Annotated in this window: 16 protein-coding genes; 11 read left to right on the top strand and 5 right to left on the bottom strand. The window is 70.5% G+C overall.

Annotated features, from left to right (window positions below; genetic code table 11):
- The first annotated feature begins 58 nt into the window (after positions 1 to 58).
- Complete coding sequence (locus FXF51_RS23225; RefSeq protein WP_148436628.1) at positions 59 to 637, top strand: TetR/AcrR family transcriptional regulator; 579 nt, start codon at positions 59 to 61, stop codon at positions 635 to 637.
- Here the strand turns inward: FXF51_RS23225 and FXF51_RS23220 are convergent.
- The gene (locus FXF51_RS23220) at positions 622 to 4,314 is read right to left on the bottom strand and encodes a S8 family peptidase (RefSeq protein ID WP_148436626.1); all 3,693 of its coding nucleotides are present in this window, start codon (positions 4,312 to 4,314) and stop codon (positions 622 to 624) included. The two genes, FXF51_RS23225 and FXF51_RS23220, sit on opposite strands and share 16 nt — an antisense overlap.
- Before the next feature lie 157 nt (positions 4,315 to 4,471).
- Between FXF51_RS23220 and FXF51_RS23215 the strand changes: the two genes are divergently transcribed.
- The gene (locus FXF51_RS23215) at positions 4,472 to 5,281 is read left to right on the top strand and encodes an alpha/beta fold hydrolase (protein ID WP_148436624.1); all 810 of its coding nucleotides are present in this window, start codon (positions 4,472 to 4,474) and stop codon (positions 5,279 to 5,281) included.
- 12 nt (positions 5,282 to 5,293) lie between these two features.
- Here FXF51_RS23215 and FXF51_RS23210 read toward each other — a convergent pair whose 3' ends face one another.
- On the bottom strand, positions 5,294 to 5,896 hold the full coding sequence (locus FXF51_RS23210; protein WP_148436622.1) for a VOC family protein: 603 nt from the start codon (positions 5,894 to 5,896) through the stop codon (positions 5,294 to 5,296).
- Positions 5,897 to 6,035: 139 nt separating this feature from the next.
- Here FXF51_RS23210 and FXF51_RS23205 point away from each other — a divergent pair, with 139 nt between their 5' ends.
- Positions 6,036 to 9,026 carry an alpha-mannosidase gene (locus FXF51_RS23205; protein WP_148436621.1) on the top strand — a complete coding sequence of 997 codons (2,991 nt, stop codon included), beginning with the start codon at positions 6,036 to 6,038 and terminating at the stop codon, positions 9,024 to 9,026.
- A 9-nt stretch (positions 9,027 to 9,035) separates the two neighbouring features.
- On the opposite strand, the gene FXF51_RS23200 is transcribed toward FXF51_RS23205, so the two are convergent.
- A complete protein-coding gene (locus FXF51_RS23200; protein ID WP_148436620.1) occupies positions 9,036 to 10,217 on the bottom strand; it encodes an ROK family transcriptional regulator in 1,182 nt (393 codons plus the stop codon).
- A 120-nt stretch (positions 10,218 to 10,337) separates the two neighbouring features.
- Here FXF51_RS23200 and FXF51_RS23195 point away from each other — a divergent pair, with 120 nt between their 5' ends.
- Genes FXF51_RS23195 through FXF51_RS23185 form a run of 3 tightly spaced genes read left to right on the top strand, consistent with a single transcriptional unit; the run spans position 10,338 to position 13,398 of the window.
- Entirely contained in the window at positions 10,338 to 11,666 is a 1,329-nt protein-coding gene (locus FXF51_RS23195; RefSeq protein WP_222871419.1) for an extracellular solute-binding protein, read from the top strand.
- On the top strand, positions 11,663 to 12,580 hold the full coding sequence (locus tag FXF51_RS23190; RefSeq protein WP_148436618.1) for a carbohydrate ABC transporter permease: 918 nt from the start codon (positions 11,663 to 11,665) through the stop codon (positions 12,578 to 12,580). The genes FXF51_RS23195 and FXF51_RS23190 overlap by 4 nt, the downstream gene beginning before the upstream one ends.
- Positions 12,577 to 13,398, top strand: coding sequence for a carbohydrate ABC transporter permease (locus FXF51_RS23185; RefSeq protein WP_148436617.1), 822 nt, complete (start codon positions 12,577 to 12,579; stop codon positions 13,396 to 13,398). The genes FXF51_RS23190 and FXF51_RS23185 overlap by 4 nt, the downstream gene beginning before the upstream one ends.
- Before the next feature lie 347 nt (positions 13,399 to 13,745).
- Here the strand turns inward: FXF51_RS23185 and FXF51_RS23180 are convergent, their stop codons facing one another.
- Positions 13,746 to 14,561 carry a maleylpyruvate isomerase family mycothiol-dependent enzyme gene (locus tag FXF51_RS23180; protein WP_148436616.1) on the bottom strand — a complete coding sequence of 272 codons (816 nt, stop codon included), beginning with the start codon at positions 14,559 to 14,561 and terminating at the stop codon, positions 13,746 to 13,748.
- A 141-nt stretch (positions 14,562 to 14,702) separates the two neighbouring features.
- Positions 14,703 to 16,316: an endo-1,4-beta-xylanase gene (locus FXF51_RS23175; RefSeq protein WP_262379774.1), complete on the bottom strand. Its 1,614-nt coding sequence runs from the start codon at positions 16,314 to 16,316 to the stop codon at positions 14,703 to 14,705.
- A 279-nt stretch (positions 16,317 to 16,595) separates the two neighbouring features.
- Here FXF51_RS23175 and FXF51_RS23170 point away from each other — a divergent pair, with 279 nt between their 5' ends.
- The 5 genes from FXF51_RS23170 (at position 16,596) to FXF51_RS23145 (ending at position 21,774) form a co-directional block, all read left to right on the top strand.
- Complete coding sequence (locus FXF51_RS23170) at positions 16,596 to 18,257, top strand: class I adenylate-forming enzyme family protein (protein WP_148436614.1); 1,662 nt, start codon at positions 16,596 to 16,598, stop codon at positions 18,255 to 18,257.
- Positions 18,258 to 18,478: 221 nt separating this feature from the next.
- Positions 18,479 to 18,886, top strand: a complete 408-nt coding sequence (locus FXF51_RS23165) for a hypothetical protein (RefSeq protein ID WP_148436613.1) — start codon at positions 18,479 to 18,481, stop codon at positions 18,884 to 18,886.
- Positions 18,887 to 19,001: 115 nt separating this feature from the next.
- Entirely contained in the window at positions 19,002 to 19,355 is a 354-nt protein-coding gene (locus FXF51_RS23160) for a nuclear transport factor 2 family protein (RefSeq protein ID WP_148436612.1), read from the top strand.
- A gap of 145 nt (positions 19,356 to 19,500) precedes the next feature.
- Entirely contained in the window at positions 19,501 to 20,778 is a 1,278-nt protein-coding gene (locus tag FXF51_RS23155) for an MFS transporter (RefSeq protein WP_262379773.1), read from the top strand.
- A 381-nt stretch (positions 20,779 to 21,159) separates the two neighbouring features.
- Positions 21,160 to 21,774, top strand: a complete 615-nt coding sequence (locus tag FXF51_RS23145) for a Uma2 family endonuclease (RefSeq protein ID WP_262379772.1) — start codon at positions 21,160 to 21,162, stop codon at positions 21,772 to 21,774.
- Positions 21,775 to 21,788 lie beyond the last annotated feature (14 nt).

Genomic DNA, 21,788 nt, shown 5'->3' with positions numbered 1-21,788 from the left:
CAGATTCTCACCAAACTGCAACACTTTGTCGCAGTTCGAGGCGGTAACGTTCCTTCCCATGGGAAGACTGCGGGCCGACGCCGAGCGCAGCATGCGCGCGATCATGGCGGCGGCGGAAGACGTGCTGAGCGCCAGCCCGGTGGCCACGATGGAGCAGATCGCGGAGGCGGCCGGCGTCGCCAGGGCCACCGTCCACCGCAGGTTCGCCAGCAGGGAGGCGCTGATCGAGGCCATGGAGGTGACCGCCTGGCAGGAGATCCTGGACGCGGTGCACGCCGCCCGCCCGCACACCGCTCCCCCGCTGGTCGCGCTGCACCAGGCCACCGCCGGCATCCTGCAGATCAAGCCCGCCTGGCACTTCACGCTGGCCAGGCAGATCCCGCTCAGCACGCGGGCCCAGGCCGTGCAGGCGGAGGTGATGGGGGTGTGCGAGGAGGTCTTCGCGAAGCTGCTGGGGCCCGGCGCCGACATCGTCTGGGCCAGGCAGGTCTATCTCGCGCTGCTGGGGGAGGCCGCGCACGGCGGCGCGCTGCTGGGGGAGGCCGCGCACGGCGGCACTCCCCCAGGTCAGGACGCTGACGCGGTGGCGAAGAAGGTGATCGACACCCTCATGCACGGCGTTCAGCGGACGGCGTAGGCGCGGATCACCTCCTGCGTCACCGTGTTGCCGTTCACGTCGGAGGCGTTGAGCCGCAGCGAGACGAAGCCGGAGCGGGCCCGGTCGAGCGTCGCCCGGTAGGTTCCCTCGCCCCTGTCACGCAGGCGGGCCGGCTTCCAGGTGGCGCCGTCGTCGTACGACACCTCCAGCGAGACGTCCTCGATCGCGCTGCGATCGGCCCCCTCCTGGTGGCGCACGCGCACATCGAGCGTGCGGGACCTGGCCTGGTTCGTCAGATCCACGGGCGCGTCGAACGAGGCCACCAGCAGCGGGATCACTGCGGTCCCCCGCTGCGAGGCGAACGTCCACACGCCCCGGGTGCGGGTGGACAGCTTCGCCCACGGCGACTCGTTCGCCACGTCGTACTCGATCCGGTACGACGCCTTCTCCGGCGCCAGCGTGCCCGACCCGGCGGGCAGGTAGTTCGTCTGCCAGAGCAGCGCGTCGCCCTGGTAGAGCCGGAAGTCGGTCTTCAGGCCGTGCTCGAACAGGCTCGTGTAGGCCTCGCCGTAGTTGCCGCCGGCGTCCACGAAGCCCTGCATCGACACCCGCAGCTTGTCGCCCTCCCTGCGCAGCGGGTTGCGCGGGTTGACGCCGGGCAGCAGCGGCTGCTTGAACACGGTGCGGCTGACCCGCTCCCCCGCCTCGTACGAGCGCATCTCCGGCGCCGCGACGCCCACCCTGACGGTGTCCTCGTGCGGCCACAGGTTGTTGTAGGGGCGCTCCGGCGTCACCGCCGACGTGCTCCAGCGCAGGTCGGGGTCCGGGGTGACGTAGTCGACGCGGGTGCGCGGGGTGCGCGCCATGGGGTGGTTCGTGGAGATCGACACGTTGTCCCACGGCTCGAAGACGTAGCGGGCCTCGTTGACCGTCACGTCGTCGGCGAGCTGGCTGTGGTAGCCGGTCTCGACCCTGGCCTGCGACCTGGCGCGCACCACGTACGTCAGCGAGTCGCGCACCCTGCCCTGCTCTCGCAGCAGCAGGTCGTACACGTACGGGCTGGCCACGATGCCCTTGGCGACGATCGGCACCGGCAGGCGGCGCAGCCGTTCGACCAGCTTGAGCCCCTCCTCGTGGGTCAGCCGCACGGTCGGCACGGCCAGCTTGACCCCGTTGCCTCCGGTGGTGACGTCGGAGCCGGGCCGGTCGCTGTAGACGGCCACCATGGCGGCGCCGGCCGCGGCGGCGGCGTTCGACTGGGCGGAGACCGCGACGCCCTCGGTGCGGCGGATCACGGCGAGCTTGCCGCGCAGGTCGCGGCCCTTCAGCTCCCCGGCGCTGCCCCGGCCGGCGTCCACGGCCAGGAGCAGGCGGGTGCCGTCCAGGCGCGGGTACTCGGTGGCGAAGTCGCTGAACTGGACGGGGTCCACGTACTCGGGGTTCAGCTTGAGCCCGAGCGTGGAGAAGGCGATCTCCGGGGCCTTGAGCCGCCACCGGGTGGAGACCACGAACGTGCCCTTGGTGACCTTCCTGGTCGGCTGGACGAACAGGCGCTCCTCGACCTGCCCGCCGGGCGTGATCGTGGTGCCGCCGCGCAGCGCCGTCCCCTGCTCGCCCGCCCGGTACCACATGAGGGCGGCGGCGGCTCCGGTGTTGCGCTTGGTCTCGTGGTCGGGGGTCTCGATCTTGACCTCGACGGCCTCGCGGGCGTCCAGCACGACCTCGGTGTTCCCGGTGATCCGCAGCTCCGGGTCGCCGACGAGGCTCTCGTGCAGCGGCTTGCCGCCGGTGGTGCTGTCCTGCGTGGCCGGCATGGTGAAGATGTGGCCGAGCACCGAGTACGTGCCCGGCTTGACCAGCAGGCAGGTGCCCGATCCGTACTTGGCGTCGGTGCAGGGCTGGGCGGGGTCGCCGGGCAGCACGCGGCCGACCAGGGTGCCCTCGTCCAGGTTCAGCACCGTGAAGCCGCCGCGGCCGGTGCGGCCGTCCCTGGCGACGCCGCGTACGCGCAGCTCGACCCGCTTCTCCTGGACGCTCGCGGTCAGCAGCGTGCGGACGCCCGCCGCGGTCAGCTCCTGGCGCAGTATCCCCTCCTCGCCCGCCTTCAGCGTGACCTTCGCCTCAGCGGTGCCGCCCGCCGGGACGGTGAGCGTGGCCGGCTCGACGGTGAACGCGTCGCCGGCGGTCAGCGGCAGCTCGGCGGGGGTCTGGCCGAGGTTGCGGTAGCCGATGGTGAGCGTCTTCTGCTCGCCGGTGGTGAGCCTGCCGAAGTTCAGCGAGCCCGCCGACGCCACCACCGTGCCCTTGATCGCGGCGGCCACGTCGATGCGGCCCGCGCCCTGCGCGTCCACCGGGATGTCGCCGCCCGGCTCGGCGGTGGCCATGAGCAGGGACTTCAGCTCGTTCGCGGTGATGCCCGGTCGGGCCTGGCGCAGCAGCGCCGCCGCGCCCGCGACGTGCGGGGTGGCCATCGAGGTGCCGGACATCGCGACCCGGCCGCCGCCCGGCTTGGCGGCGGTGATGTCCACGCCGGGCGCGGTGACGTCGGGCTTGACGGCCTGGTCGGACACGACCGGGCCCCTGCTGGAGAACGGGGCGAGCTGGTCCTGCTTGTCCACCGCGCCGACGGTCAGCGCCTCGGGGGCGTCGCCGGGGGTGCCCACGCACGAGTCGCAGCCGTCGTTGCCCGCGGCCACCACGAACAGCGTCCCGTACTGCTCGGTGAGCCGGGTGACCGCCTCGGTCAGCGGGCCGCCCGCCTCCTGGCTGCCCAGGCTCATGTTGACGACCTCGGCGTGCTTCTCGCCGGCCGCCCACTCCATGCCGTCGATGATCCAGGAGAGCTGGCCGTAGCCGTCGGCGGCCAGCACCCGGCCGTTGAGCAGCTTCACGCCGGGCGCCACGCCGGACGCCGTGCCCGCCACGTGGGTGCCGTGGCCGTGCGGGTCGCCCGTGGTGTTCTCGCCGGTGAAGTCGCGCTGGTCGGCGACCTTGCCGGCCAGGTCGGCGTGGGCGGCGTCCACGCCGGTGTCGAGCACCGCCACGGTGGTGCCTGCGCCGTCGTAGCCTGCCGCCCACGCCTCGGGCGCGCCGATCTGCGGCAGGCTCTCCTCCAGCACCGGCCGCACCTCGCGGTCCAGCCAGACCTTCGCCACCCCGGCCAGCGGCGCCGCGGCCCGCTGCGCCGCCGGGGCGGCCAGCTTGGCCAGCTCCGCGCCGAACGCCGCCGCGTCCTTCGCCGCCACCCGCACGCCCGCGCCGCCGATGCTCTCCAGCGTGCGCACCTGCTCGACGCCCGGCAGCGCGGCCTTGGTGGCGTTCGGCGACGCGTACGTGAGGATCAGCGGGATGGCCGCCCCGTAGCCCTGCTCGGCCAGGGCCGTCACGTTGAACAGCTCGGAGTCGAGCCGCTCGGGCACCAGGGCGGCGACGTCGTCGGGGATGACCGTCGTGCCGCGCCCGGTCTCCAGCACCTGGAACGTCGGCACGGAACCGTCGGCCCTGGGCGCGGGGGTGACCGTCACCGTGCTGTGCCCGCCGTCCACGGCCCGCACCAGCACCCGGTCACCGGTGATCAGGGTGATCTCGCCGCCCTCCGCCTCCGCCGTGAACGCCACCGCCGCAGCGGCAGCGGCGTACGCGCCGGGAACCGAGAGCGGCGAGGCCGCCATGGCCGCCACGACGGCCATCACCATCCCCCGCCTTAAGCCACGCATGGACGACCTCCAGAGCATCGGTAAGCACGAATACCGAATTCCTAGTCACCCTGAGCTGGCGGTGTCCATCTCTTTCGGGTGGCTACATCCAGACTTGTCGTAAAGCCGCCACGCCTGAGTTGGCTAACGAACACGCCCCGTTTACAGTGATCCCACCATGGACACAGGAATGCTCGACGTTCCCGGCGCCAGGCTCTACTACGAGGTCCGTGGCTCCGGCCCGGTGCTCCTGGTGATGCTCGGCGGCAGCACCGACCCGGCCATGGCCGCCCCGCTGGCCGACATCCTGTCCGCCCGCTACACCGTCATCACCTACGACCGGCGCGGCTACTCCCGCAGCCCCCTGTCACAGCCGTTCGGCGAACGGCCCGTCGAACAGCACGCCGACGACGCCCTCCGCCTCCTGGACGCCGCCGGGCCCGCCCCCGCTCACCTCTTCGCCACCCACGCGGGCGCGCTGATCGCCTTCGACCTGCTGGCCCGCCGTCCTGAGCGGGTGCGGCGGCTCGTGGCACACGAACCGCCCGTCTACGAGCTGCTGCCGGACGCCGAACGCTGGCGCCGCCTGACAGCCGAGACACTCGACCTGTTCGAACGCGAGGGCACCGGGCCCGCCATGCGCCTGATGGGCGAGGAGACCGGCATGGCGGCTCCCGGCCCGCCCGGTCCCGGCCTGCCGGAGTGGTTGCGCGACATGCTGACCAGGATCGCGGCCAACGCCGAGCCGAACCTGCGCCACGAGCTGCGGGCCTTCAGCCGTTACCTTCCGGACGCGGCGGCGCTGCGGGAGGCTCCCCTGGTGGTGGCGTACGGGGCCGAGGACAAGGGCACGCTCTTCCACCGCACCACGCTGGCCGTGGCCGGGCACCTGGGCAGGCAGGCCGTGGAGCTGCCCGGCGACCACGTCGGCTACCTGCGCGGCCCGGCCGCCTTCGCCGAGGCCCTGCACGCCTGCCTGGCAGCCTGACGCGCGTGGCGCTCAGTCCAGGGTGATGCCCTCGCGGCGCAGGTCCTCGACGATGCCGTCCACCAGCCGGGTGGCCACCGTGTGGTGCAGCCGGCCGTCGTCGCGCAGCTCCCGTACGGCGGGCACCGGGTCGGGGTCGGCGAACAGCCGCTCGTCGGAGTAGTCCACCGGCCGGCCCGTCGGGTCGACGGTCCACCAGGAGGCCTCCAGCGCGATGCCGTTCGGGTCGCTGAAGTAGATGGAGCGCAGGAAGCCGTGGTCGATGACGTCCGTCACCTCGCAGCCGTGCGCCTTGAGCCGGTCGCGCAGCCGCAGCAGCGCGTCCTCGTCCGGCAGGTGCAGGGCCAGGTGGTCGAACTGCGCCGCCTTCGCGTACGGCACGCCGGCCGGTTTGGCGAAGCTGTCGAGCTCCTGGTCGGTGTATTCGAAGAAGGCGACGGTGTTGCCCGTGCCCACTTCGAAGAAGTAGTGCTTGAACGCGGGGACGGCGAGGGTGGTGACGAGGCGGGCGTCGAGCACGCCGTGCCAGAAGCGCACGGTGGCGTCCATGTCCGAGGTCACCAGGGCGAGGTGGTGCACGCCGCGCCAGTGCACCGTTTCCGGGGTCGCAGCCATGCGTCAAACGTACGCCTTTCAACTATCCCCGTTAAGAGACACATCCCTGCCGTACGACCGTTCCGATCCATTGCCCTGGCGCCGACAGCGTGCCTAACGTGCTGTTGGCCACTACCTGACTGATGAGGAGCCCTCCCTGATGCATGACGACCGCGACCTGGTCGAAGCCCGGCTCAAGCGCGTTCTGGACGAGCGGATCCGCCCGGCGATCCACCCCGAGTCCGTCCCCCTGGAGGTGGCCGTCTGGCACGCGCCCGACGAGCCGGTGCCGGTGGCGGAGGGGCTGGCGGCCGAGCCGGAGCCGATCGCGGTGGGCCGGGCGTGGGGCAGGCCGTGGGGGACGAGCTGGTTCACCGTCACCGGCACCGTCCCGCTGGAGTGGAGCGGCCGGATCGTGGAGGCGATCCTGGATCTGGGCTTCGACGCGGACAAGCCGGGTTTCCAGTGCGAGGGGCTGGTCTACCGGCCCGACGGCACGCCGGTGAAGGGGCTCAACCCGCGCAACCAGTGGGTGCGGATCGGCGAGCCGGTCGAGGGCGGCGAGGAGGTTCGGCTGCACGTCGAGGCCGCGTCGAACCCGATCATCCTGGGTCACAACGACTTCCGGCCGACGGCGATGGGCGACAAGGCGACGGCCGGCGGCGATCCGCTGTACCTGCTGACCCGCATGGACCTGGCCGTCTTCGACAGGACGGTGTGGGAGCTGGTGATGGACCTGGAGGTGCTCGGCGAGCTGATGCCGGAGCTGCCGGTCGACGGCTCCCGCCGCTGGGAGCTGCTGCGCGCCGTGGAGCGGGCGCTGGACGCGGTGGATCTGCAGGACGTCGGCGGTACGGCGGCGGCGGCCAGGGCGGAGCTGGCCGGGGTGCTGGCCTCGCCGGCCGTGCCGTCGGCGCACCGGATCAGCGCGGTCGGGCACGCGCACATCGACTCGGCGTGGTTGTGGCCGCTGCGTGAGACGGTGCGCAAGGTGGCCCGTACGACGTCCAACATGACGGCGCTGCTGGAGGACGAGCCGGACTTCGTGTTCGCGATGTCGCAGGCCCAGCAGTGGGCGTGGGTCAAGGAGCACCGGCCCGAGGTGTGGGCGAAGGTGACCAAGGCGGTGGCGGCGGGCAGGTTCGTCCCGGCGGGCGGCATGTGGGTGGAGTCCGACACGAACATGCCGGGCTCGGAGGCCATGGCCCGGCAGTTCGTGCACGGCAAGCGGTTCTTCATCGACGAGTTCGGCGTGGACAACGAGGAGGTGTGGCTGCCGGACACGTTCGGGTTCGCGGCCGGGCTGCCGCAGATCATCAAGGCGGCCGGGTCGAAGCGGCTGCTCACGCAGAAGATCTCGTGGAGCCAGACGAACACGTTCCCGCACCACACGTTCCTGTGGGAGGGCATCGACGGGACGCGCATCTTCACGCACTTCCCGCCGGTGGACACCTACAACTGCTCGATGCGGGGCGGGGAACTGGCGCACGCGGCCCGCAACTTCAAGGACAAGGGCGTGGCCCGCCACTCCCTGGCCCCGACGGGCTGGGGTGACGGCGGCGGCGGCACGACGCGGGAGATGGTGGCCAAGGCGGCCAGGGTCCGCGACCTGGAGGGCTCTCCCAAGGTCACCTGGGAGACGCCGGCGGAGTTCTTCGCCAAGGCCGAGGCCGAGTATCCGCAGCCGCCGGTGTGGGTCGGCGAGCTCTACCTGGAGCTGCACCGCGCCACGCTGACCAGCCAGGCCAAGACGAAACAGGGCAACCGGCGCAGCGAGTCGCTGCTGCGCGAGGCGGAGCTGTGGGCCGCGACGGCGGCGGTGCGGACGGGCCGCCCTTACCCGTACGAGCGGCTCGACCGGCTCTGGAAGACGGTGCTGCTGCACCAGTTCCACGACATCCTGCCGGGGTCGTCGATCGCCTGGGTGCACCGGGAGGCGCGCAGGACGTACGAGATCGTGGCGGGCGAGCTGAACGAGATCATCGACGGCGCCCAGCGGGCGCTGGCGGGGGACGGACCGGGCGAGCTGACGTTCAACGGCGCCCCGCACGCCCGCGACGGCGTCCCCGCGGGCGGCGCCACGCCCGCTTCCGGGCCGCCCGCCGCGGTGGCGCGCGCCCGCGAGGGCGGCGGCTTCGTCCTGGAGGACGAGCTGATCAGGGTGGAGATCGACGGGCGCGGGCTGGTCGTGTCGGCCTTCGACCTGCGGGCGGGCAGGGAGACGGTCGCGCCGGGACGCGCGGCGAACCTGCTCCAGCTGCACCAGGACTTCCCCAACAAGTGGGACGCCTGGGACGTGGACGAGTTCTACCGCCACACGGTCACCGACCTCACCGAGGCCGGCGATCTCCGGCTGGACGGCGGCACGGTCGTGGTCGAGCGCTCGTTCGGCGCCTCGAAGGTGACGCAGCGGCTCACGGTCACCGGCGGGCGGCTGGAGATCGGCACCGAGGTCGACTGGCACGAGACGGAGAAGTTCCTCAAGCTGGCCTTCCCGCTGGACGTGCGCGCCGACCGGTACGCCGCCGAGAGCCAGTACGGCCACTCCTTCCGCGCCACCCACACGAACACGAGCTGGGAGGCGGCCAAGTTCGAGGCGTGCAACCACCGTTTCGTGCACGTGGAGGAGCCGGGCTGGGGCGTGGCGGTGGTCAACGACTCCACCTACGGCCACGACGTGACCCGCGACGTGGACGAGCACGGCACGACCACGACGCTGCGCGTCTCGCTGCTGCGCGCCCCGCGCTTCCCCGACCCGGAGACCGACCAGGGGACGCACCGCTTCCGGCACGCGCTGGTGCCGGGCGCGGCGATCGGCGACGCGGTGCGCGAGGGCTGGTTCATCAACCAGCCCGAGCGCCGCGTGCCCGGCGCGGCGCCGGTCGAGCCGCTGGTCACGGTGGACGACGACGCCGTGGTGGTGACGGCCGTGAAGCTGGCCGACGACGAGAGCGGCGACGTGATCGTCCGCTTCCACGAGTCGCGCGGCGGCCGGGTCAGGGCGACCCTGCGTGCCGCGTTCCCCGTGGCGCAGGTCGTCACGACGGACCTGCTGGAGCGGCCCACGGGCGAGCCGCGAAGCCAGGGAGAGGAGATTCCCTTGACGCTGCGGCCCTTCGAACTGGTGACGCTCAGGTTGAAGCGCGCCTGATGATCCGCCTCAGCCGCTGACGAGGGTGCCCAGGCGGGGCGCGTACGTGGCGTGGAAGACCAGCGAGGCCGCGCCGATCGCGGCGGCGTCCGCCGCGATCGGCGAGGTCTCCACCCTGACCCCGTGCAGCCGCCTGGCCAGCGGCCGCTCCGCCACGGCCCGCGCGATCACCTCACGGTAGATCTCGCCGACCTCCCGCAGCGCGGGCCCGCCGAGCACGAGCAGGTCGATGTCCAGCATGTTCACCACGCTCACGGCGGCGTCGGCGAGCCGCTGCGCCACCCGTTCGATCACCCGGCGGGCCTCCGGCTCCCCGCCGGCCGCCGCCGCGCAGATGGCGGCGTGGCCGGCGCCGCTGCCGAGTGCGGCCTCGATGGCGCTCGGGCAGCACACGGCCTCCACGCACCCCCGGTTGCCGCAGTAGCACTCGGGCCCCTCCGGCTCCACCGTGATGTGCCCGAACTCGGCGGCGTTGAGCGAGCTGCCCCGGTAGACCTGGTTGTCCAGGATCAGCCCGCCGCCGATGCCGGTGCCCAGGTAGAGGTAGGCGAAGCCGCGGGCGGAGCGGGCGATGCCCGCCCAGCGCTCGCCGATGGCCGCCGCCGTGGCGTCGTTGTCGACGGTCACGGGGAAGCGGGTGTACTCCTGCAGCAGCCCTTTGATCGGCACCCGGTCCCAGCCCGGCAGCCTCGGCGGCGACACCATCACGCCGTCGGCGTCCAGCGGCCCCGGGCAGGCCAGCCCGACGCCGAGCACCTTGCCGTCGGGAACCCCCGCCTCCCGCAGGATCCTGCGGGCCGTCCTGGCCATCCCGCGGATCACCGCGTCGGGCCTGGCGCGCGGGCGTAAGGGCAGGTGCAGGCGGGTGACGGGGCGGCCCGCCAGGTCGGCCAGCACGAACGAGAGCTCCTGCGGGTCGAAGTGCACGCCGACCGCGTAGCCGGCGCGGGCCTCGACGCGCAGGATCGTGCGGGGCTTTCCGCCGCTCGAGCTCCGCGACGGCGCGGAGCCGTCCTCGACGACCAGTCCTTCCTCCAGCAGCCTGCGCACGATCACCGACACGGTCTGGGCGGTGAGTCCGGTCACGGCGGCGATCTGCACCCGGCTGATGCCGTCGGACGCCTGGATGGCCTCCAGTACGACGGCGCGGTTGTAGCTGCCTACCTTGGGCAGGTTCGTGCCCTGCTGCATGTGAGCAATGTCACCACAGAGTGTTGACTTAGTAAATCAAAAAGATTTACGTTCTCCAGCAACCCAAGGAAACAAGGGGAGGCCGTGATGAGACGGAGCCTGGCTGGTTCCCTCGTGTTGTTGACAGCGCTGACAGCCGCGGGTTGCGGTGGCGGTGCCGCGCAGGAGGCGTCCGGAGCCAAAGAGCTCGAAGTCCTCTACAAGGTGGAGCCGACGTGGCCGCATCTGGAGAACATGCTCCGCGACGCGAAGAAGCAGTACGAGAGCGCCCACCCCGGGGTCACGATCAAGCTGACCGCGGTGCAGGGCAACAACGAGGCCTACTACACGAAACTGGCGCTGCTGAACCGCTCGCCCGACTCGGCGCCCGACGTCTACCTGCACGACACGTTCCAGGTCAACGCGGACGTCGCGGCGGGCAAGCTGGCCCCGCTCGACGACTACCTGACCAAGTGGCCCGACTGGACCGCCCAGTTCCCCGACTCGGTCAAGGAGGCGGCCAAGGGCGTCGACGGCAAGATCTACGGCGTGCCCATCAGCACGGACACGCGCGGCCTCTGGTACCACAAGGACGTCTTCGCCAAGGCCGGCCTGCCCGTCCCCTGGGAGCCGAAGAGCTGGAACGACATCCTGACCGCCGCCCGCACGATCAAGCAGAAGGTGCCGGACGCCGTCCCGTTCAGCATGTACTCCACGAAGATCCACGGTGAGGCGTCCACCATGCAGGGCTTCGAGATGCTCCTGTACGGCACCCCCGGCGGCACCCTCTACGACGACACGCAGCAGAAGTGGGTGGCCGGCGGCAAGAACTTCACCGACGCCCTGACCTTCATCAACACCGTCTACCGCGAGGAGCTCGGCCCCAAGCAGGCCGACGCGCACAACGCCAAGCTCGCCGACAAGGTCAACCTGGAGTGGTTCCCCGCCGGCAAGGTCGGCATCTCGCTCGACGGCGCGTGGACGGCGGCGGCCTGGAAGCCGACCAGCACCAAGCCGTGGCCCGAGTGGCAGCAGAAGGCCGGCTGGACGGCCATGCCGACGCAGAACGGCGAGGAGCCGGGCGCGGTCAGCATGTCGGGCGGCTGGGTGATGGCGATGAGCTCCTACGCCAAGCTCAAGCAGGAGGCGTTCGACTTCATCACGGTGGCCACCAACAAGGACAACTCGCTGACGTACTCCGTGAGCACCGGCGACCTGGCGCCGCGCAAGGACGTCGCGGCCGACCCGAAGTACACCGCCGACAACCCGAGCGTGAAGTTCTTCACCGACCTGGCCGAGGTGACGCACTACCGGCCGGCCTACGAGGCGTACCCGAAGGTGTCGGCGCAGGTCCAGGAGGCCATGGAGGCGGTCACCACCGGCTCGCGCAGCCCTGAGGAGGCCACCGCCGCCTACGTCAAGGCGCTGCCGGGAGCCGTCGGAGGCGCCGACAAGGTCCTGGCCCGATGACGATCGCCACAGCACCGTCGCCGGCCGTGACGGGCACGCCGCCGGGCGGCCCGGCACGGCGGCGGCGGGTACTGCGCTGGCTGCTCCCGATGGCCCCCGCGCTGGTGCTGCTGGCGCTGTTCCTGGCGGGGCCCATCCTGTGGAGCGTCTACATCGCCTTCACCAACGAGACCCTGACCGGCTCCGCCTCGGTGAACTCGCAGTTCGTGGGCTTCGACAACTTCACGCGGATGTTCGACGACCCGAACTTCGTCAACTCCTTCCTGCTCACGTTCGTCTTCGTCATCGGCTCGGCCGTGATCGGCCAGAACACGCTGGGCCTGATCATCGCCCTCCTCCAGCGCGGCCGCGGCCGGGTGACGCGCAGCGTCGTCAACGGCGTGGTCATCGGCGCCTGGGTGATGCCCGAGATCGTCGCCGCCGCCTGCTGGTTCTCGTTCCTGTCGGAGGACGGCACGCTCAACACCGTGCTCGGCATCTCGCAGGAGTGGCTCTACACCGCGCCGATGCTCGCCGTCATCCTGGCCAACGTCTGGCGCGGCACCGCCTTCTCCATGCTGGTGTACTCGGCCGCCCTGTCGGAGGTGCCGCCCGACCTGGTGGAGGCCGCGGCGGTGGACGGGGCGAGCCCCCTGCGGCGGCTGCTGCACATCACCCTGCCGCTGATCCGCCGCTCGATCATGTCGAACCTCATGCTGATCACCCTCCAGACGCTGGCCAGCTTCGGCCTCATCTACGCCCTGACCGGCGGCGGACCGGGCACCGCCAGCCAGACCACTCCGCTCTACATGTACGAGCAGGCCTTCCGCTACTTCGAGATCGGCTACGGCTCGGCCATCGCGCTGGTCATGCTCGTCATCGGGGCGCTGTTCTCGCTCGTATACCTGCGTCTGATCAAGGTGGAGGACGCATGACCCGGATCGCCGCCAGGGGCGCGGCCCTGCTGTCGCTGCTCGTCATCACGCTGGCCTTCCTCGGGCCCTTCCTGTGGGTGCTCCTCTCCTCGGTGCAGCCCGAGGCGTCGCTCTCCGCCACCCCGACCTTCGCCTTCTCCCTGGCCAACTTCCAGGCCGTGCTCACCTGGGAGACGATCATCCTCCCGCTGATCAACTCCGTCGTCATCTCGGGCTCCACGGCCCTCCTCACGGTGCTGGTGGCGGGGCTGGCCGCGTACCCGCTGTCGCGCTACCAGCTCCGCTACCGCCGCCACTTCATGCTGACGCTGCTGTTCACCACGGGTCTGCCGGTGACGGCGATCCTCGTGCCCGTCTACGCGATGTTCTTCCGGTTCAACCTGTACGGCTCCGTGCTGGCGATGGTGCTGTTCCTGACGGCCAGCTCGCTGCCGTTCTCCATCTGGATGATGAAGAACTTCATGGACGGGGTGCCGGTCAGCCTGGAGGAGGCCGCCTGGGTGGACGGCGCCGGCTGGGTGCGGTCACTGCGCGCGGTGGTGGGGCCCTTGATGGCGCCGGGGATCGCGGTGGTGGCGATCTTCGTGTTCGTGGGGCAGTGGGGGAACTTCTTCGCGCCGTTCGTCCTGCTCGACACGCCGGAGAAGCAGCCGGCGGCCGTCACCGTCTACACGTTCTTCTCCACGTACGGGCAGGTGGCTTATGGGCAGCTGGCGGCGTTCTCGGTGTTGTACACGGCGCCAGCGGTGGTGCTCTACGTGGCGGTCAACAAGTACCTGGCGGGGTCGTTCAACTTCGGCGGCTCGGTGAAGGGCTAGGGACGAGGCCGAGAGCGTGGCGATGTTGCCACGCCCTGGCTATGCACGTACGCCCGCCCTCGACCAAGGTGACGTCCGCGAGGCAACGCCCGACTGTCTCCTCGTCCAGAGGCCAGCCCTGGAAGCTGCCGGTCGCGCGGCGGCGCGGGGACGGCAACTCCAGCATGCCTTCGGCGTTCTTCGCCACCATGCCGCTGAAGATCCGGTCGAAGGTCCGCGCGCTGAAGACGCAGACGATCCGGAGCATTGCCCCATCCGCCCACGTCGCGACGATCGCCCCGCGGGATCCCGCGGCGCAGCGGCCTGCCGGCCACCCCACCAGCAAGCCACTGCGCCACGGCTCGAAGCTAGATCCGGAAGAACAGATTCAGGTACCGGTCGGCGACCCGCAGATCACCGCGCACCGTGCCGGAGTTGCTCCGCCCGAACGTCGTGAGCACCATGCTCCCGGCGTCGAACTCGATGACCGCCGGCAGCCCGTCCAGCTTCCCGGGCTCGTACGTCATCCCCCGCGCCCCCACCGAAACCCGGAAGTCACCCCCGTTGACCCCGCCGACCCGGATCCCGATCTCGAACGGCGTCAGATCCGCCCCCTGCCGGATCGTGGACTGCCACAGCACGAACATGAACGGCACGAGCAGGTCCGCCGCCTCCCCCGGCAGCCCGTGCGCCCGCCCGCTCCCCTGCCGGACGTCCCACGAGTGCACCGCGTAGTCCATGAGCTGCCCCGCCGCGTAGAAGTACGCCGGCAGCGGCCCCATGTAGAAGTGCGGGACGGTCAGCCCGGCCCACTCGTCCTCGCCGAGCCCGCGCAGGATGGTCTGCATCCGCTCGAAGTCCGCTCTGAGCCGGTCGAGGAGCTCCTTCTGCGGCACTCCGCGCAGCGCGAGCGCCTGGGCGTTGACCCGGTCCCCCATGCCGGGCAGCCCGTACGCCGTCCCGAGGTCCCCTCCGCCGCGAGCGGCGTCGAAGGCGGCGAAGTAGCCCTCCGTCGTGTCGACGATGTGCGCGACCACGTCGCGCGTGGTCCAGCCCGTGCAGGCGGTCGGCGCCTCCCAGGCCTCCTCCGGTTCGGCGAGCGCGAACAGCCGCTCGGCCTCCTCCCGGACGACTCGCAGGATCGTGTCCTTTCCCGCGTACGAGGTGGCATCCCATTCGTTCATGCCGTTCACCTCCTAGGCGAACGACAGACCTCGACGGTTTAAATGTCAATATTCCGGGCGGAGAGAATCCCCTGGGGCGGGTGCCGATGCCGGGCGGGCAGGCGGGCAGGCCCCAGGGGATCCCCGTTTCAGGCGCCTCGATCAGGCACAGGTGTAGCCGGAAGGCGTCTGCGTGTTCCCGGTCGGGCGGTTGACCTGGTAGCCGAACGAGGTGCCGGCGTTCGGCGCCAGGTTGCCGTTGTAGGAGGCGTTCCTGGCGGTGACGGTCTGGCCGCTGACGGTCAGGGTGGCGTTCCACGACCCGGCGAGCGTGTGGCCTGCGGGCAGGGTGAAGGTGACGGTCCAGCCGGTGATCGCCGACGAGCCGCTGTTGGTGACGGTGACGGGCTGGACGACGTAGCCGTTGTTCCACTGGCTCTGCACGGTGCCCACGGCGGTGCAGCCGCCGCCGACCGGGCCGGACTGCGTGGTGAACGTGGCGAGCGCCGAGTTGGCGGACAGGTTGCCCGCTCCGTCACGGGCGCGCACGTACACCTGGTACTGGGTGTTCGGGGTGAGCCCGGTGAGGTTGATCGAGTTGGTCGTGCTCTGGCCGAGCTGCGTGTCCGTCGTGCCCTGCTCGCGGTAGACGTTGTAACCGGCCAGGCCGCTGCCGCCGCTGTCGGTGGAGGCGGTCCAGGTCAGCGTGGCCGAGTTGGACGTCACGCTGCTCGCCGCCGGCGTGCCCGGCGTGGTCGGCGGGGTGGGGTCGGTGGTGGTGCCGCCCGCCAGCGCGTCGTGCACCGCGGTGTAGGACGGCTTCTGCTGGTAGTTCTCGTCGTAGATCAGTGCGGCGCCCTGGCCGGAGAACGTGTCCGGCACCCAGGAGTACTTGTCCGTGAAGCCCCAGATCGTCACGCCCGCGCAGGCGGTGACGGCGTTGCAGGCGTTGACCACGTTGCGGTAGTAGGTGGCCTGGGTGGTGTCCTTGGTGGTGTCCCTGGGCATCTGCATGCGCACGTCCAGCTCGGTGACCCGCACCTGGACGCCGAGGTCGGCGAAGCGCTGCATGTTCTGCTGGATGTCGCCGGGGAAGCCGTACTGGATGGCCAGGTGCCCCTGGAAGCCCACGCAGTCGACCGGGACGCCCTGCTGGCGCAGCGAGGAGACCAGGTTGTACATCGCGGTGCTCTTGGCGTTGATGCCCTCGACGTTGTAGTCGTTGATGCACAGCCGGGCGTTGGGGTCGGCGGCGCGGGCGGCGCGGAAGGCGTCGGCGACGTAGCTCTGGCCGAGCGTGTTGTACCAGAAGGAGGTGCGCCAGCCGCCGTTGTCGTCGAAGATCTCGTTGACCACGTCCCAGGAGACCACGGTCGCGTTGTCGGCGTAGCGGCCGACGACCTGGCTGATGTGGTTCTGGATCGCCGAGCGCATGGCGGTGGCGCCGAGGCTCTGCACCCAGCCGGGCGTCTGCTGGTGCCAGATCAGGGTGTGGCCGTGGACCTGCTGGTTGTTCTGGGTGGCGAAGTTGACGATGGCGTCGGCGCCGGAGAAGTTGAACTGGTTCTGGCTGGGCTCGGTGGCGTCCCACTTCATCGCGTTCTCGGCGGTCACCTGGTTGAACTCGGTGGCCGCGATCGTGCGGTAGGAGGTCTCGCCGGACAGCGGGCCGGTGGCCAGCGCCGCGCCGATGAACTTGCTCCTGGCGGCGGCGTGGGTGCGCAGCGGCGCGGAGGCCTGTGCCGGGGTGGCGGGCAGGAGGAAGACGGCGAACATCCCCACTAACGTGAGGAGTCGAAGAAGCTTGGACGAATGCACGGACATCTACCTCCGCACGAAAGTTTCGGCCGGTTGGAGATCGCATCGCAGACGGTATTGACATGCGCGCGAACGGTCAATGGCAAGCTCACGGCGACGCTATATCAGCAGTTGGAAGCCAGAAACTATCGGTCTAGTAATGAAAGTTTCATCGGCAGAGGACCGTCTAGCGCGACGTACCGGCCGGTCGGTACTGTGAAATCTCCGGAATAATCGTCCATTGCGGGAGTTCTGCGTATGTCTCTTTCGCACGCCCAGGTCCAGGCCCAGCTCACCGCCCCCGGCCAGCTCTTCGAGATCGAGGAGATCGGCGACACCGGCGTACGCACATGGAAGCATGCTCCCGCCCACTTTCGCGCCCTGCTGGAGATGAGCAGGTTCCACGGCGAGAAGGTGTTCCTGGTCTACGAGGACGAGCACATCACGTTCGAGGAGCACTTCCGCCGCGCCGCCACCCTCGCGAACCGCCTGGTCGAGGAGTACGGCGTGACGAAGGGCGACCGGGTGGCCGTGGCGATGCGCAACTACCCCGAGTGGGTGGTCGCGTTCTCGGCCGCGCTGGCGGCGGGGGCGATCGCCGTACCGCTCAACGCCTGGTGGACGGAGGCCGAGCTGGCCTACGGCGTGCGCGACTCCGGAGCCAAGGTGCTGATCGCCGACGGCGAGCGCGCGGTCCGGCTGGCGGCGACGGGCGTGCCGATGATCGTCACCAGGGGCGAGGCGCCGGCGGGGGCGCGCACGTTCGACGAGGTCATGGGCGAGGTCGTGGCGGACGTGAAGCTGCCCGACGTGGAGCTGGCCCCCGACGACCCGGCCACGATCTTCTACACTTCCGGCACGACCGGCAACCCGAAGGGCGCGCTCGGCAGCCACCGCAACATCGGCCAGTCGCCCATGACGGTCGCGTTCGGCCTCATGAAGGCCGTCGCCATGGCCGGCAAGGACGTCGGCGCCGCGGCGGGCACCCGCAGGATCACCCTCCTCACCGTCCCCCTCTTCCACGTCACCGGCTGCTTCTCGGCCATGACCACCACGATGTTCAGCGGCGGCGGCCTCGTACTGATGTACAAGTGGGACCCCGAGCAGGCGCTGCGCCTCATCGAACGGGAGCGCGTCACCGCGATGATCGGCGTGCCCACCAACGCCTGGCAGCTCATGTCCCACCCCGACTTCGGCAAGTACGACCTGTCGTCCCTGGCCACCCTCGGCTACGGCGGCGCCCCCGCCCCGCCCAAGCTGCTGGAACGCATCACCACCAACCTCCCCAACCGCGCCCCCTCCAACGGCTACGGCATGACCGAGACCTCCGCCCTGGCCATCGGCAACGGCGGAGCCGACTACCAGGCCAAACCCGACAGCATCGGCCTGCCGTCCGCGGTGGTGGACGTGCGCGTGGTGGACCCGATGGGCAACGAGCTGCCGCCGGGCGAGGTCGGCGAGCTGTGCGTACGCGGCCCGAACGTCATCCTCGGCTACTGGAACAAACCGGAGGCCACCGCGCAGACGTTCGTCGGCGGCTGGCTGCACACCGGCGACCTGGCCAAGATCGACGACGAGGGCTTCGTCTACATCGTGGACCGCGCCAAGGACATGGTGATCAGGGGCGGCGAGAACGTCTACTGCGCCGAGGTGGAGGCGGCCCTGTTCGAGCACCCGGCCGTGGACGACGCCGCCGTGATCGGCGTGCCGCACGACGAGCTGGGCGAGGAGGTCGGCGCGGTGGTCCGGCTGGCCCCCGGCAGGACGGTCGAGGTGCCGGAGCTGCAGGCGTTCCTGGCGGAGCGGATCGCCAAGTTCAAGATCCCGGTGCACGTGTGGTTCCGGGACGGCGAGTTGCCCCGCAACCCCGGCGGCAAGATCCTCAAGACGCACCTGCGCCGGGAGGTCCTGGGCGTCTGACCCCCTCCGCCACACGACGGCCGCCGCCCGCCTCCGGACGGCGGCCGTCGCCGTGACGGCCTCAGGCTTGCCGTTGTGACCACCGTCACATATGGTCACTTTCCCCTGCTCGACGTGGGGATCGCCGCCCCGCTTTACCTGGCGCGTAATCGCGGCCCCTACTCCTGGCCTGGCATCTTTCAGATGTCCGCACAAACGAGGCCATCCACGAGGAGCCCGACATGACCGCCTTGACCGTCACCACCGACCGCATGAAGTTCCTGCGCCTGGCGCTGGCCGCCGACGCCGTCGTCACGGGCGGCAACGGGCTGGTCTACCTCGCCTTCGCCGGCCCGGTCGGCGACCTGCTCGGCCCGGACACCGGCCTGCTGCGCGGCATCGGCGTCTTCCTGCTCGTGTACGGCGCCGCCGTCGGCCTCCTGGCCACCCGCCGCGACATCAGCCCGGCCGCCACCAAGGCCGTCATCGCCCTGAACATCATCTGGACCCTGGCCAGCGTCGCCGCCGTCGTCACCGGCGCGGCCGGCTTCACCACGATCGGCGCCGTCTGGGCCATCGCCCAGGCGCTGGTGGTCGCCGGGTTCGCCGAGCTCCAGATCACCGGCCTGCGCAAGAGCCGCGCCAACTGAGACGACCTCGCGCAAGAGCCGCACCAACTGAGACGACCTCGCGCAAGAGCCGCGCCAGCCGAGACGACCTCGCGCAAGAGCCGCACCGACCGAACGACCTGAGGAGAGACATCCCATGAACATCGTCGAGCGCTACGTCGCCTGCTGGAACGAGACCGACCCGGAGACCCGCGCCAAGGCCGTCGCCGAGCTGTGGACCGAGGACGCCACCTACACCGACCCGCTCGCCGACGTCGCCGGCCACGCCGGGATCGCCGCGGTGATCGAGGGCGCGCAGGGCATGTTCCCCGGCCTGGTCTTCACCCCCGGCGAGCTGTACGACGCCCACCACCACCTCGCCCGCTTCACCTGGCACCTGGGGCCGGCGGGCGGGGAGCCGGTCGCGGTCGGGTTCGACGTGATCGAGCTGGCCGAGGACGGCAGGATCAGCAAGGTCCTCGGTTTCCTGGACAAGGTTCCCGCCGCCTGAATCCCACGCGAAACGGCCCTCCGGACCTCCGGAGGGCCGTTTCGCGTGCCGCCGAAAACGATTTGCTCAACGGTCCACCGCTCACGGACAATTGCACTTCGTGCTACCTGCCGTGAAACGCCTTCTCCGTCACCTTTCGCTGGACTTGAGCCCGCTGCGCGATTCGCGCGACTACCGGCTGCTCTTCGGCTCCGGCGTCATCACCATGTTCGGCACGATGATCACCATGGTCGCGGTGCCGTACCAGATGAAGGAGCTGACGGACTCCTACCTGGCGGTCGGCCTGGTCAGCCTGGCGGAGTTCGTGCCGATGGTGGTGTGCGGCCTGTGGGGCGGCGCCATCGCCGACGCGCTCGACCGCCGCAACATCATCTTCCTGAGCGAGCTCGGCCTGCTGGTCACCTCCGCGGCCCTGTTCGTCAACGCGCTGCTGCCCACCCCGCAGATCTGGGTCCTGTACGTGGTCGGCGCCTTGTCCACCGGCCTGGCCTCCCTGCAACGCCCGAGCCTCGAAGCCGTGATCCAGCAGGTCGTCAAGCACGACCAGCAGGCCGCGGCCGCCGTGCTGTCGAGCCTGCGCTGGAACTTCGGCGCCATCGTCGCCCCGGCCCTCGGCGGCCTGCTCGTCACCTGGAGCACCGCCGCCGCGTACGGCCTGGACACGCTCACGTTCGTGGTGTCGCTCGTCCTGCTGTGGCGCGTCCGGTCCATCCCGCCGGCCGAGGACGCCGCGCCGGCGTCGCTGCGGTCGCTGGTCGAGGGTGTGCGGTACGCGGTCAGCCGCAAGGACCTGATGGGCACGTACCTGGTGGACATCGCGGCCATGGTGTTCGCCATGGCCACGTCGCTGTACCCGTTCCTGGCCGACGAGCTGCGCGCGCCGCAAGCGCTCGGGCTGCTCTACTCGGCCGCCGCCGCCGGCGCCCTGATCGCCTCACTCACCGGCCGCTGGACGGCGCGCGTGCAGCGCCAGGGCCTCGGCGTGATCGTCGCCGCCGTGCTCTGGGGCGTGGCGGTCGCCCTCACCGGCCTCGCCCCGAACGTCTGGCTGGTCTTCATCTGCATCGCCCTCGCCGGCGCCGCCGACATGATCAGCGGCATCTTCCGCATGACGATGTGGAACCAGACGATCCCGCCGGAGTACCGCGGCCGCCTGGCCGGCATCGAGCTGCTCTCCTACGCCAGCGGCCCGATGCTGGGCAACGCCAGGGCCAGCCTGATGGCCAACTTCGGCGGCACCCGCTTCTCGCTCACCAGCGGCGGTATCCTGTGCGTGGCCGCCGTCCTGGGGCTGGCCGCCGCACTGCCGAAGTTCCTGCGGTACGACGCCAGGACGGACGAGCACGCGCTGCGGGAGAAGGCCCGCCGCGAGGCCGCCGCAGCAGCCGAGGCCACCCAGGCAGCGGCAGAAGCCACCACCTGACAGCATTCGCAGGCCCAGCCCCGCCCGCTCAGCCCCGGCCGCCACCTCGACCAGCTCCCGATCGGCGTTCCCGCTCAACCCCAGCGCCCGCTCCCCCAGCGAGACGAGCAGATCGAGCGTCTCCACCGGCATCGGCCCCGCGGCCATGTCACCGGTCAGCACGATCAGCTCGGCCCCGGCCACGTCGGGCTCGGGCAGCACGGCTTCGAGCCCGGGCAGCACCGCATGAATGCCGGACAGCACGGCGACTCGCATGCCCAGACTCTCCCGCGCCCACTCGGCCACGACCAGCCACAGCGACATGGAGCGACCCCCGAAACTTCCACGTCCGTGTCCTGACGTTCACATGGCGTGAGCACAATGGATTGTTAGCGTTGAACCATGACTGCCCAAGCGGTGATCGTTAAGATGACGCCTTCCTCGCTCCCCGACTGGGTGTTCCCGCCACCGCAGGGCTTCGTAGCAGAAGATCTCGATCACATTCCGGATCTGCCTGCGCACACAGAGTTGATTGATGGAAGCTTGGTCTTCGCGAGCCCACAGCGACACTTCCGTCAGGCGGTCATTCATCGGTTGCACAACCTGCTGGAGACCCTGGCACCCACGAGTCATGAGGTGCTCTCGCAGATGACCGTCAAGCTGGGTCCGCGGCAACGTCCAGAGCCTGACCTCATGGTCGTGGGACCTCAAGCAAGAATCGCTCCCGATGTCACCTGCTTCGACGCCGCGGATGTGGTGCTCGCCATCGAAGTCGTCTCAGCGGAGTCCGACTTGCGGGACAGGCATCGCAAGCCCGTCCTCTACGCCGAGGCCGGAATCCCGCACTTCTGGCGCATCAAGGAGATCAACGAGAAGCCGGCGGTCTTCGTCTTCGAACTCGACCCCGCCACCAAGGCCTACGCTCCCGCCGGCGTCTTCCACGAGTGGCTGAAGCTCACGGTTCCGTTCGACATCGACATCGACCTCACCAAGCTCTACACGCCCCGCACCGGTTGAGGACCGACACAGCA

It is taken from the genome of Nonomuraea sp. PA05, assembly GCF_008086045.1.
Classification (GTDB): Bacteria; Actinomycetota; Actinomycetes; order Streptosporangiales; family Streptosporangiaceae; genus Nonomuraea; species Nonomuraea monospora.
Note: the sequence above shows the minus strand (reverse complement) of the source record. Positions and strands in the feature narration are given on the sequence as shown.